Annotated in this window: 10 protein-coding genes and 1 pseudogene; 9 read left to right on the forward strand and 2 right to left on the reverse strand. The window is 65.0% G+C overall.

The features are described 5' to 3' along the window. The first annotated feature begins 117 nt into the window (after positions 1-117). Positions 118-1,407, forward strand: coding sequence for an MFS transporter (locus NKK47_RS00675; RefSeq protein WP_352574642.1), 1,290 nt, complete (start codon positions 118-120; stop codon positions 1,405-1,407). Positions 1,408-1,436: 29 nt separating this feature from the next. Here the strand turns inward: NKK47_RS00675 and NKK47_RS00680 are convergent, their stop codons facing one another. After that, the gene (locus NKK47_RS00680; protein WP_023678069.1) at positions 1,437-2,294 is read right to left on the reverse strand and encodes a mechanosensitive ion channel family protein; all 858 of its coding nucleotides are present in this window, start codon (positions 2,292-2,294) and stop codon (positions 1,437-1,439) included. Positions 2,295-2,533: 239 nt separating this feature from the next. Here NKK47_RS00680 and rsfS point away from each other — a divergent pair, with 239 nt between their 5' ends. The 8 genes and pseudogenes from rsfS to NKK47_RS00720 all read left to right on the forward strand — a co-directional run. Then, a complete protein-coding gene (gene rsfS / locus NKK47_RS00685) occupies positions 2,534-2,911 on the forward strand; it encodes a ribosome silencing factor (protein WP_023678068.1) in 378 nt (125 codons plus the stop codon). Between the two features lie 61 nt (positions 2,912-2,972). Continuing rightward, complete coding sequence (rlmH, locus tag NKK47_RS00690) at positions 2,973-3,455, forward strand: 23S rRNA (pseudouridine(1915)-N(3))-methyltransferase RlmH (protein WP_352574644.1); 483 nt, start codon at positions 2,973-2,975, stop codon at positions 3,453-3,455. Positions 3,456-3,606: 151 nt separating this feature from the next. Beyond that, positions 3,607-4,950: a murein hydrolase activator EnvC family protein gene (locus NKK47_RS00695; protein WP_352574646.1), complete on the forward strand. Its 1,344-nt coding sequence runs from the start codon at positions 3,607-3,609 to the stop codon at positions 4,948-4,950. Then, a complete protein-coding gene (locus tag NKK47_RS00700; RefSeq protein WP_352574648.1) occupies positions 4,951-6,276 on the forward strand; it encodes a S41 family peptidase in 1,326 nt (441 codons plus the stop codon). It abuts the gene before it with no gap. 203 nt (positions 6,277-6,479) lie between these two features. Further along, positions 6,480-7,673 (forward strand): divergent polysaccharide deacetylase family protein, encoded by a 1,194-nt coding sequence (locus NKK47_RS00705; protein ID WP_352574650.1) that lies wholly within the window; start codon positions 6,480-6,482, stop codon positions 7,671-7,673. Between the two features lies 1 nt (position 7,674). Further along, a complete protein-coding gene (locus tag NKK47_RS00710) occupies positions 7,675-8,196 on the forward strand; it encodes an RNA pyrophosphohydrolase (RefSeq protein WP_352574652.1) in 522 nt (173 codons plus the stop codon). A 29-nt stretch (positions 8,197-8,225) separates the two neighbouring features. Continuing rightward, entirely contained in the window at positions 8,226-9,377 is a 1,152-nt protein-coding gene (gene alr, locus NKK47_RS00715; protein WP_352574654.1) for an alanine racemase, read from the forward strand. Positions 9,378-9,494: 117 nt separating this feature from the next. Then, a pseudogene (locus NKK47_RS00720) lies at positions 9,495-10,772 on the forward strand (D-amino acid dehydrogenase); the annotation flags it as partial. Positions 10,773-10,809: 37 nt separating this feature from the next. Here the strand turns inward: NKK47_RS00720 and NKK47_RS00725 are convergent. Further along, positions 10,810-11,691, reverse strand: coding sequence for a LysR family transcriptional regulator (locus NKK47_RS00725; protein WP_023678060.1), 882 nt, complete (start codon positions 11,689-11,691; stop codon positions 10,810-10,812). Between the last annotated feature and the right edge of the window lie 122 nt (positions 11,692-11,813).

Consider the following 11,813-nt stretch of genomic DNA (forward strand, 5'->3'; position numbering starts at 1 on the left):
CCCCTCATCCGTCTCGGCGCTACGCGCCGATCCACCTTCTCCCACAAGGGGAGAAGGTAAGTCCGGTGATGTCGCTTTTGCCGCTGCCTTGACCTGCTTGATGGGCGATCCTCGGTCATGACGATTCTCGAGCGCGACCAGGACAAGAACGGTCTAGGGCAGCCGGCGCCGTCGATCGCCATTGCCAGCATCGTTTTGTCGATGGCGCTGATCGCCGTCGGCAATGGGCTGATGTTCGCCTATATCCCAGTCCGGCTCGGCGCCGAGGGCTTCGATCCGACATGGGCGGGGCTGATCGTCACCGGCCTTTCGGCTGGCGGCCTCGCCGGCTGCATCCTGACGGGGCCGCTGGTGCGGCGTGTCGGCCATGCCCGCGTGTTCATGGTGCTGTCGGCGCTGATCGTGCTGTCCAACGCCGCGGTCGGCGCCGGGCCGCACCCATTGCCATGGATCGCTGCACGGGCACTCTACGGCTTTGCCATATGCGGCCTGTTCATTGTCGCGCAGAGCTGGCTGAACGATGTCGTCGCCAACGCCATCCGCGGCCGGGTCATGGCTATCTTCTACGTTGCCTATGTCGCCGGACTGGGCGTCGGCTACTCGACGCTGGCGTTGATCGATATCCGCGCGGCCGACGCGCCGCTGATCGGCATTGCCTTCACCGCGCTGTCGATCCTTCCCGTCGGGCTGACGCGGCTTGCGCAGCCGCCGGCGCCGCAAGCGGCGTCCGTGGCGCTTGGCCGCGCCTGGCGGATCTCCCCGGTCGGCGTTGCCGGTATGCTTGCCGTCGGCGGCCTGTCGATGACGATCTCGGGTTTTGCGCCGATCCATGCCACGGCCAAGGGCTACAGCCAGGCCGACGTCGCCTTGCTGCTTTCGGCAATGCCGGTCGGCACGCTGATCCTGCAGATTCCGCTCGGCTGGATTTCCGACCGCACCGACCGGCGCTTTGTGCTGATCGCGGCGTCGGCGCTTGCCGCCGCGGCGGGCCTGTTTGCCCTCGGTTTCGACGGCGGCGCGCTGGCGGCGCTGCTCGTCATCTATGTGGTCTGGGACGGCGCCTCGGAATCGATCTATTCGCTTGCCAGCGCCCATGCCGGCGACCGCGCCGGCAAGGACGACATGGTGGCGTTGTCGAGCTCGCTTTTGTTTGCCTGGTCGCTATCCGGCTTCGTCGTACCCGGCATTGTGACCGGACTTTCCGCCGTCTACGGCACGCAGGCCTTCATCTATGTGGCAATCGTCATTGCCACCGCCTACTGCCTGTTCGTTCTCTGGCGCGTCGTCATGGTCCGGCCGGTGCCCGCCACCGAGACCGGCAGTTTCGCGCCAATGACGGCGCAGGCGCCGTTGCCTGTCGATCTCGCCTTCGCGCCCGAAGATCAGCGCGGGCGCGGAGAGCTTTGAGGGCCATCTGCCGGCCGGGTTCAAATGCTCTATTGCTGCGTGGCTGAGGCCTCCGGCTGCGGCACTTGCGGCGCCGGTGCCGGGATTGAAAGGCCTTCGGCATCGAACGCTTGCTTGACGCTCTTGGTGAGGTCGATCTGGGCGGCGAAGAAATCGGCAGCCGCCGTCCAGTAGCGCAAGGTGATGGCGACGGTGCTGTCGCCGACGGTCGCGACAAAGGCGATCGGCGCCGGCTGCCGCCTGACGCGCCGGTCGGCGGCGGCGACACCGAGCATGGTCTTCTGCGCAAAATCGATGTCGTTCCAGGAGCCGATGCTGAGCGTGATGTCGCCGCGGCGCACACCGTTGCGGGTGAAATTGCGGACCGGCTGGTTCCACAGGGTCGAGTTGGGTGCAAGCACGTAGACGCCTTCGACCGTCCTCAGCGTTGTGGCAAACAGCCCGATCTCCTCGACGGTGCCGGATATCGCGCCGACTTCGACATATTCGCCGATGCGGAACGGCCGCAGCGCCAGGAGCATGATGCCGGCGGCAATGTTCTGCAGCGTGCCTTGCAGCGCCAGGCCGATGGCCAGGCCGGCGGCACCGATAGCGGCAATGATCGAAGCCGTCTGCACGCCGAACTGGCCGAGAACCATGATCACGACCAGTCCCAGGATGGCGTAGCGGACGACCTGCGAGAAGAAATGGCGGAGCGTTTCGTCGAAGCCGCTGATATGGCCGAGGCCGGCATAGATCGAACGCTCGGCGAGGCCGGCGACGATGTAGCCGATGACCAGCAGGATGACGGCGCCGACCGCCGAAAGCGAGTAGGAGACGATCAGCGTGCTGAGTTGCGCCAGGCCGGATTGCACGGTGAGGAGGGCGTTCTGGGGATCGATCGGCATGTCGGGATTCCGGTTCGTGGATGAGCCGATAACCGCTGCGGGGCGAGGCGGTTCCGATTTTCTGGCCCGAAAAGCCGGATATTCGGCCGCTGCCGGGTGCCTGCTTGCGAGCGGTGTCTTGAAACTGCAACCTAACTCTGCCTATCTAAGCAGTGTCACCTGATTTCAGAGGTGATTTGGTTGTTCTTGCTGCGAAAGGAAATACACTGAGAACAGCACTGCGGAAGAAGGCCGACATCGTGCCTTCGCCGGCCGGGATCAGCGTAAACGACGCCGTGTCCCGCGCCATCAAGACAGTCCTTGCCAGTCTGGAAGACTCCAAGGCCGAAAACATCGTCTCAATCGATATTCAGGGGAAATCGAGCCTCGGCGACTACATGGTCGTCGCATCGGGCCGATCGCACCGTCATGTCTCGGCTGTTGCCGATCATCTCCTCAAGGCGCTGAAGGATGCCGGGCTCGGCACGGCGCGCGTCGAGGGGCTGGCTGGCGCCGACTGGGTCCTGATCGATTCGGGCGACATCATCGTCCATGTCTTCCGTCCCGAGGTCCGCGACTTCTACAATCTCGAAAAGATGTGGCAGGCGCCCGATCTCGAGGAGGAGACCCTCCACTGAGCCGTATTCGTCTTGATGTATGTCGTTGTTCGACATGCATCAGCGGCTCTTCGAGGCAGGGATGAAGATTACGGTTCATGCCGTGGGCCGAATGAAAGCCGGCCCCGAGAAGCAGTTGGCCGACCGCTATTTCGAGCGTTTTGCCAGGAGCGGTCCTGCCGTAGGCTTCGAATTCGCCGGGATCGTCGAGATTGCGGAAGGTCGCGCGCAGACGGCCAATGAGCGCCGGCGCGAGGAAGGCCAGAAGCTGCAGACGCACTTGCAACCGGGCACGGCGCTGATGCTGCTGGATGAGCGCGGCAAGAACCTTTCCTCCGAGGATTTCGCCGGCCGCATAGGTTCGCTGCGCGATGGCGGGCGCAAGGCGCTGGTGATCGCCATTGGCGGCGCCGACGGCCATGACCAGTCACTGCGCGACCTGGCTGATCTGACGGTGTCGCTCGGCGCGCTGACCTGGCCGCATCAGCTGGTCCGCGTGATGCTGGGCGAGCAGCTTTACCGGGCGGCCACGATCCTTTCCGGTCACCCCTACCATCGTTCATGAAGTCGGCTCCGTCGGCGAATTGATGCCAGCCGCCCGGATTTTTGCCCCAATGCTCATCGACAGTTTGGGCTCATGGGGTTTGCGGATGGCGGCCGGGGCTCGAACATGGTTGATGGTTCGTTAACGAAGCCGCGCATAGAGTTAGGCTTCAATGTCTGAAGACCGGAAATCACGAACGGGCTCCTGGCGCGTGCGCTACGGCATCGCCGTGGCGACGATCGCGCTTTCGCTCGGCGTCGCGCGGGCCGAGAACACGCTCGACCTGGCGCCCGACCCGGACCAGAGCCGCGCCGAATACGAAAAAGTATCGAAAGAGATCACGCTGTCGTCCGAGCGGCTGGCCAAGCTCGCCGCCGACATAGCGGCTGTCAAGAAGGACCACGCCTCGATCACCGCGGCGCTGATCCAGTCGGCGATGACCGAGCAGAAGCTCGGCCAGGACATCGAGGACATTGGCGGCAAGCTGGAAGGGCTGAAGGCGCAGGAGCAGAAGATCCGCGCCTCACTGGCCGCCAGACGCGACGTTCTGGCCGAAGTGCTCGGCGCGCTGCAGCGCATGGGGCTCAATCCGCCGCCGGCGATCCTGGTCAAGCCGGAGGACGCATTGTCGTCGGTGCGCAGCGCCATCCTGCTCGGTGCCGTGGTGCCGGAACTGCGCCAGCAGACCGACATGTTGCTGGCCGACCTCAAGGAGCAGTCGCGGGTGACGGCCTCGATCGAGGCCGAACGGGCGCGGCTGACGGCAGCTGTCGGCGAGCAGGCGGCGGAAAAAAAGCGGCTCGGCATGCTGCTCGAAGCCAAGCAGAAGCTCGCCGCCGATACGCAAACCGCGCTGGCCGCCGAAAAGCAGCGGTCCGCGACGCTGGCGGCCAAGGCCGGCAGCCTGAAAGAACTGATCGCCTCGCTCGAGGCCGACAGAGCCCGCAAGGCGGCGGATGCGGCCAAGGCAGCCGAGCAAAAGACGGCCGACGCCGACAAGGGCCCGGCATCGGCTGCGGCGCCGACGGAATTGGCCTCGCTGCCGGTGCCGGAGAGCAACAGGCTCACCGCTGCCGCGCCGTTTTCCGCGCTTCAAGGGCAGATCGCGCTGCCGGTCACCGGCAGGATCAAGCGGCGCTTCGGCGCCAACGATGGTAACGGCGCGGTGATGCTCGGTGACATGGTTGCGACACAATCGGGAGCCATCGTCACAGCGCCGGCGGATGGAAATGTGCTTTATGCGGGGCCTTTCCGCTCTTACGGTCAACTCTTGATCCTGAATGCGGGTGACGGCTATCATGTCGTCCTGGCGGGGATGAGCAGAATCAGCGTCGCGTCTGGCCAGTCGGTGCTCGCAGGTGAGCCGGTCGGCGCGATGGGAGAGGCCCGGGTGGCGAGCACCTCGGCATCGAAGAATGGAAATGCCACGCCGGAGCTCTATGTCGAGTTCCGCAAGGATGGAAAACCCGTCGATCCGGCCCCATGGTGGGCGGACCGTTTTTCTGGAAGGACGTGAATGATGCGGAAACTGTCGCTTCTGTTTGCCGGTGCGCTGATGGGTGCATCGGCGATGAGCCTGGTCTATGGCGCGCCCGGCTCGACAGCGAAGGCTGCGGGCTCCGTGACCTATAAGCAACTGGCGATCTTCGGCGATATCTTCGAACGGGTACGGGCGAATTATGTGACGCCGCCCGACGACAAGTCGCTGGTTGAAAATGCCATCAACGGCATGCTGTCGTCGCTCGACCCACACTCCTCCTACATGAATGCCGAAGAAGCGCAGGACATGCGCGTGCAGACCAAGGGCGAATTCGGCGGCCTCGGCATCGAGGTCACCATGGAGAACGACCTGGTCAAGGTGATCACGCCGATCGACGATACGCCGGCCGCCAAGGCAGGCGTGCTCGCCGGCGACTATATCGCCAAGATCGACGGCGAGGAGGTCCGCGGCCTGACGCTCAACGACGCTGTCGAGAAGATGCGCGGGCTGGTCAATACGCCGATCAAGCTCACCATCCTGCGCCAGGGCGCCGACAAGCCGATCGAACTGACCGTCGTGCGCGATATCATCAAGGTCAAGGCGGTCAAGTTCCGGGTCGAAAACGACATCGGCTACATGAAGATCACCTCCTTTACCGAAAAAACCTATGACGACCTCGAGAATGCCATCGACACCATCAAGAAGCAGGTGCCGAACGACAAGCTCAAGGGCTACGTGCTCGACCTGCGCCTCAATCCGGGCGGTTTGCTCGACCAGGCGGTGAGCGTGTCGGATGCCTTCCTCGACCGTGGCGAGATCGTCTCGACGCGCGGCCGCGACCCGAAGGACGTCACCCGCTTCGACGCGCGGGCCGGCGACGACATCGGCGGCAAGCCGCTGATCGTGCTCGTCAATGGCGGCTCGGCCAGCGCATCGGAAATCGTTGCCGGCGCGCTGCAGGATCTGCGCCGCGCCACCGTGGTCGGCACGCAGTCCTTCGGCAAGGGTTCGGTGCAGACCATCATTCCGCTCGGCGAGAACGGGGCACTGCGGTTGACGACGGCGCTCTATTACACGCCGTCCGGCAAGTCGATCCAGGGCAAGGGCATCACGCCCGACATCAAGGTCGACCAGCCGCTGCCGGCGGAACTGCAGGGCAGGGACCTGACGCGCGGCGAATCGGACCTCAAGGGCCATATCAAGGGCGCCGACGAAAGCACGACCGGTTCGGGCTCGGCCGCCTATGTGCCGCCGGAACCCAAGGACGATTTGCAGCTCATCTATGCCGAGCAACTGCTGCGCGGCCAGAAGACCGATCCGGCGTTCCCGCCGAATCCGCAAAAGGCCGTGTTGAACCAGTAAGGGCGGGCAAGCCGGGCCAAACAGGTCTGGCTGCCTGAGCGAAGCGATGCGATGCTGCCGGGGCCGCGAGGCTCCGGCAGTTTGATTCGGGGGCCGCGGCCGGCATGCTGCGCGTCCAGTGAAGCAAGGGGACGCGCCGACATTTTGGATTTTGCGCCTCCGGAGAAGGTTTACTTCGGGGATGCACGCCGGGGGGTGCGGGCTTGGCTGATATCGGCAAGGACATAGAACGACCTCTCGGACAGGCGATCCGGCTGCCGCGCTCAGGCAGCGGGATCAGCGCCGGTGCGGTCGCGGCCGCGCTTGTCGTGCTGTCCGTGGTCGGCGTCTCCAGCGCCATCGCCTTGCGAGACAAGCCGTTCCGGAAGCTGCAAGAAGTAGCCGTTTCGACGCCGAAGACGCCGGCGGCGGATACCGCCGCCGCGCCCGCCAAGGCGACGCCCGAAATGGCTGCGCCAAGCAACGCAAGTGGGGCCAACGTAAGCGGGCCGAAGATGGGCGGTCCGCAGATCATCCATGTCCAGACCGAGGGGGGCGACGGTCCACCCGAGGCCATAGTCATCCGCGACCCTTCGACGATCGGCCAGAACCTCAGGATCGCGCACATTCCCGACAAGGCGCTGGTCGAGGCCAGCGAAACCGGTCCGTTGCCGATCCGCGCCGCCGACGGCAGGCGCCCGTTCGATGTCTATGCGCGGCCGTGGTCCGGGGCTCGCGGTGCACGCGTCGCGCTCGTCATCGGCGGGCTTGCCGTGTCGCAGACCGGCACGCAGGCAGCCATCGCCAAGCTGCCGGCGGAAGTGACGCTGGCCTTCGCGCCGCAAGGCAACAGCATCGGCCGCTGGATGCAGGTGGCGCGGCAGAGCGGCCATGAGGTCATCATGCAGGTACCGCTTGAGCCGTTCGACTATCCGAACGTCAATCCCGGCCGTAACACGCTGACCGTGGCTGCAACGCCGGACGAGAATTTGAAGAATTTACGCTGGGCGCTGTCGCGAACGACCAACTACACCGGCGTCATGAACTATATGGGCGCCCGCTTTTCGGCCGACGCGACGGCGATGGGGCCGTTGATGGCCGAGCTTGGCAAGCGTGGTCTGGCCTATGTCGACGACGGTTCGTCGGCGCGCAGCCTGGCACCCGAACTGGCGCTGAAGGACGGCGTGCCGTTCGTCGGCGGCGATACGGCGATCGATGCGGTGCAGGACCGCGGCGCCATATTGAAGAAACTGGATGGGCTGGAAGCGACGGCACGGGCGAAAGGGTTTGCCGTCGGCATCGGCTCGGCTTTCGACCTGACGGTGGATACCGTGTCTTCCTGGGTGACCGAGGCCAAGAAGCGTGGCATCGAGATCGTGCCGGTTTCGGCGGTGGCCATAGATCCGGAAAAAGGCTGAGATGGCAAAGAACAAGCTCGTTGACCCCGAGACGCTGCCCTACCGGCCCTGCGTAGGGGTGATGGTCCTCAATGAGGCCGGCCTGGTCTGGGTCGGCCGTCGCATTGCCGAGCCGGACAGCGAATTCGCTGGAACGACGCAGCTCTGGCAGATGCCGCAGGGCGGCATCGATGATGGCGAGGAGCCGCTGCCCGCGGCGGCGCGTGAACTTTACGAAGAGACCGGCATGCGCTCGGTGTCGCTGCTGGCCGAGGCGCCGCACTGGATCAAATACGACCTGCCGGCGCATCTGGTCGGCGTCGCCTTCAAGGGACGATATCGCGGCCAGACGCAGAAATGGTTTGCCTTCCGTTTCCACGGCGACGAAACCGAGATCGCGATCAATCCGCCGCCGGGTGGCCACAAGGCCGAGTTCGACCGGTGGGCGTGGCGGCCGATGCTGGAATTGCCGGGCCTAATCGTGCCGTTCAAGCGCAAGGTCTACGAAGACGTGGTGGCGGCGTTCCGGCACCTGGTGGCGTAGCCGCCGGCCTTCCGTTAAAACAGGTCGGCATGAACGACATCTCCAGCAAATCTCTTCCGCCGACCGTCACCCTGGGCGAACCGATCAGCGAAGCCGCGGCAGGGGCGATCCTGACCATCGATCTCGGCGCCGTCCGTGAGAACTACCGGCGGCTGAAGGCGCGGCTGGGCGGCGTCGGCTGTGCTGGAGTGGTCAAGGCCGACGGCTATGGGATTGGCGCGGCGCCGGTGGCGGCGGCGCTGATGGGTGAGGGCTGTAATACTTTCTTTGTTGCGCATTTGGCCGGCGGCATCTTGCTGCGCAAGGCGCTCGGCTCAGACCCGGCCATTTATGTGCTGAACGGCATTCCGCCGGGTGCGGAAAGGGAAGCGGTTGCGGCAGGGCTTTGCACCGTACTCAACAGCGCCAGCCAGCTCTCGGCATGGCGTGAAGCGGCGGGGCGGGTGGGCCGCAAATTGCCAGCCGCCGTCCAGGTCGACAGCGGCATGTCGCGGCTCGGCATGACGCCATCCGAGGTGAAGGCAGTCGCGCAGGATCCGCAGGCTTTCGACGGTGTCGAATTGACGTTCGTGATGAGCCATCTCGCCTGCGCCGATGAACCCGAGCAGCCGGCCAACGAGCGGCAGCGGCTGGAATTCGAACGGCTGCGCCGGATGCTGCCGGAAGCGCCGGCTTCCTTTGCCAATTCATCAGGCATTTTTCTCGGGCAGCGCTATCACTACGACCTCGTTCGTCCGGGTGCCGCTCTCTATGGCGTCAATCCGACGCCGGCGAAGGACAATCCGATGCTGCCGGTGGTGCGATTGCAAGCCAAGGTCATCCAGACGCGGATATTGGAGGCCGGCGCCGGTGTCGGCTACGGTCACACTTTCCACACCAAGGCTCCGCTTGCCGCGGCTACGATTTCGCTCGGCTATGGCGATGGCTGGCATCGACGCGCCGCTTCCTCCGCCTGGCTCGAAAATGTGCGGCTGCCCTTCGTCGGCCGGGTTTCGATGGATTCGATCATCCTCGACATTTCCGCATTGCCGCCCGGCAGGCTGAAGGCCGGCGACCTCGTCGAACTCATTGGACCGTCGTCGCAGACGGTGGACCAGGTAGCCGGCCAAGCCGGCACCATCGGCTATGAGGTCTTGACCAGCCTCGGCCACCGTTTCCACCGGCGCTATGTGAATGGCTAGGACGCAAGGTTGTTGTCCTCACGCATGTCTTTTCCCTAAGCATCGGCACTTGGCTGACGCCACAGAATCCGGCAGACATGAGGCGGCGATGATCCCGGTCTCGAATCCCGACGAGATGCCGCCGCGGAGAACCAAACGATGAAGATCTTCGTGCTGGGCGGCGGCGTGATCGGGGTCACCACCGCCTATTTTCTTGCCGAGGCCGGTCATCAGGTGACGGTGATCGATCGCCAGAAAGGCCCGGCGCTGGAAACCAGCTTTGCCAATGCCGGCGAGATCTCGCCCGGCTATGCCTCGCCCTGGGCCGGGCCCGGCGTTCCGCTGAAGGCCATCAAATGGCTTTTGATGAAGCACGGTCCACTGGTGGTGCGACCGGCCCTCGATCCGCATATGTGGATGTGGCTGGTCAAGATGCTGCGCAATTGCACGGCTGAACGCTACGCGCTGAACAAGGCGCGCATGGTGCCGCTGGCCGAGTACAGCCGCGACACGCTGAAGGCGCTGCGCGAGGCGACCGGCATCGCCTATGACGAGCGCGCCAAGGGCACGCTGCAGCTCTTCCGAACGCAAAAGCAGATCGACGGCGTCGGCGGCGATGTCGAGGTGCTGAAGGCCTATGGCGTCCCCTACGAGGTCCTCGACCCCGACGGCTGCATTGCGGCCGAGCCTGGGCTGGCCGGCGTGCGCGAAAAATTCGTCGGTGGCCTGCGGTTGCCCGGCGACGAAACCGGCGACTGCAAGATGTTCACCGACAGGCTTGCCAAGCTTTGCGCGGTACGCGGCGTCACCTTCGAATACGACACGGAGATACGGCGCGTCGTCAAGAAGCGCGATCGCATCACCAACGTCAGCACCAGCAAGGGCTGGATGGTCGCTGATGCCTATGTGATGGCGATGGGCAGCTATTCGGCACGGTTCATGCGCATGCTGAAGCGGCCCATCCCGGTCTACCCGGTCAAGGGCTATTCGATCACCCTGCCGATCAAGGACGCCGCCGCCGCACCGGTCTCGACCGTGATGGACGAGAGCTACAAAGTAGCGATCACCCGGCTCGGCGACCGTATCCGGGTCGGCGGCACGGCGGAGATTTCCGGCTTCGACCTGCGGCTGCACGAATCGCGGCGGCGCACGCTCGAACATTCGGTCGGCGACCTGTTTCCGGGCAGCGGCGACATGCGATCGGCGACCTTCTGGTGCGGGCTGCGGCCGATGACACCCGACGGGCCGCCGCTGATCGGCCGCACCGATTTCTCCAATCTCTATCTCAACACCGGCCATGGCACACTCGGCTGGACCATGGCCTGCGGCTCGGCCAAAGTTCTGGCCGACATCATCTCCAGCCGGGTGCCGGACATCGACGTCGGCGATCTCGGGCCCGGACGATACGCCAAGTAAGACGCCCACCAGCTAAGACAGCCAGCGGCCGGCAGGCTCACGCAAACAAACCCCTGTCCCGTTCGACGGCCTTGGTAATGAAGCTCGCGACGACCTGGACGCGGCGCAGCGGCCTGACCGATTCATGATAGACCAGCCAGTAGGCGCGGCGTATGGGTGCGACGATATCGAGAGGCACCAGCTCCGGCATCGAGCGGGCAACGAAGGTGTGCAGGATGCCGATGCCGGCGCCGGAACGCACTGCTTCGGCCTGGCCGAGCGCGGAGGAAATAGCGAAGCTGGTGCGCCAGTCGGGGCTGAATTCGGCCGCGTAGTCGAGCGAGCGACTGACGATCAGGTCCGGCACGTAGCCGATCAGCGTATGCTGGCCTAGCTCGGCGGCGGTTCCGGGCAGGCCATGGGTGTCGGCGTAGGCCCGCGACGCGAACAGGCCGAGCGTGTAGTCGACCAGCTTTCCCGCCACCAGGCGGCCTTCCGTCGGCCGTTCGACGGTGATGGCAATGTCGGCCTCGCGCCGGGACAAAGAGAAGGAGCGTGGCACCGGCACCAGCTGGATGGTGAGCTCACGGTGCAGAGCGGTCAGCGCGCCGAGGCGCCTGGCCAGGAAGGCGACGCCAAAGCCATCCGGCGCGCCGATGCGCACGGTGCCCGAGACGTCGTCGCCTTCGCCTGAAACGGTCGAGCGCGCGGCGATCATGTCGCCCTCCATGCGTTCGGCAATCTCGAGGAAACGCTCGCCCGCCGGCGTCAGCTCGCTGCCGGTGGTAAGCCGGCGAAACAGTTTTGTCCTGAGCGCATCCTCGAGGGCGGCAATGCGGCGCGAGACGGTCGCGTGATTAAGCTCCAGCCGCCTGGCGGCGCCGAGGATCTGGCCGGCCCGCGCTACGGCAAGGAAGATACGGGCATCATCCCAGTTCATGAGGGTGGTCCTGGCGATAACGATCAAAACCGCGTTCCTTCGCGCCCCCCTCTGTCCTGCCGGACATCTCCCCCTCAAGGGGGGAGATTGGCAGTTTCGCCGCAGGCGTCTTTCTTGCCGCG

The sequence above is a fragment of the Mesorhizobium sp. M0019 genome, assembly GCF_040323975.1.
GTDB lineage: Bacteria > Pseudomonadota > Alphaproteobacteria > Rhizobiales > Rhizobiaceae > Mesorhizobium.

Excerpts from the sequence above, each read along its gene's own strand:
- NKK47_RS00675 (WP_352574642.1), top strand. The coding sequence starts at position 118 with ATGACGATTCTCGAGCGCGACCAGGACAAGAACGGTCTAGGGCAGCCG.
- NKK47_RS00680 (WP_023678069.1), bottom strand. The coding sequence starts at position 2,294 with ATGCCGATCGATCCCCAGAACGCCCTCCTCACCGTGCAATCCGGCCTG.
- rlmH (WP_352574644.1), top strand. The coding sequence starts at position 2,973 with ATGAAGATTACGGTTCATGCCGTGGGCCGAATGAAAGCCGGCCCCGAG.
- NKK47_RS00695 (WP_352574646.1), top strand. The coding sequence starts at position 3,607 with ATGTCTGAAGACCGGAAATCACGAACGGGCTCCTGGCGCGTGCGCTAC.
- NKK47_RS00700 (WP_352574648.1), top strand. The coding sequence starts at position 4,951 with ATGATGCGGAAACTGTCGCTTCTGTTTGCCGGTGCGCTGATGGGTGCA.
- NKK47_RS00710 (WP_352574652.1), top strand. The coding sequence starts at position 7,675 with ATGGCAAAGAACAAGCTCGTTGACCCCGAGACGCTGCCCTACCGGCCC.
- alr (WP_352574654.1), top strand. The coding sequence starts at position 8,226 with ATGAACGACATCTCCAGCAAATCTCTTCCGCCGACCGTCACCCTGGGC.
- NKK47_RS00725 (WP_023678060.1), bottom strand. The coding sequence starts at position 11,691 with ATGAACTGGGATGATGCCCGTATCTTCCTTGCCGTAGCGCGGGCCGGC.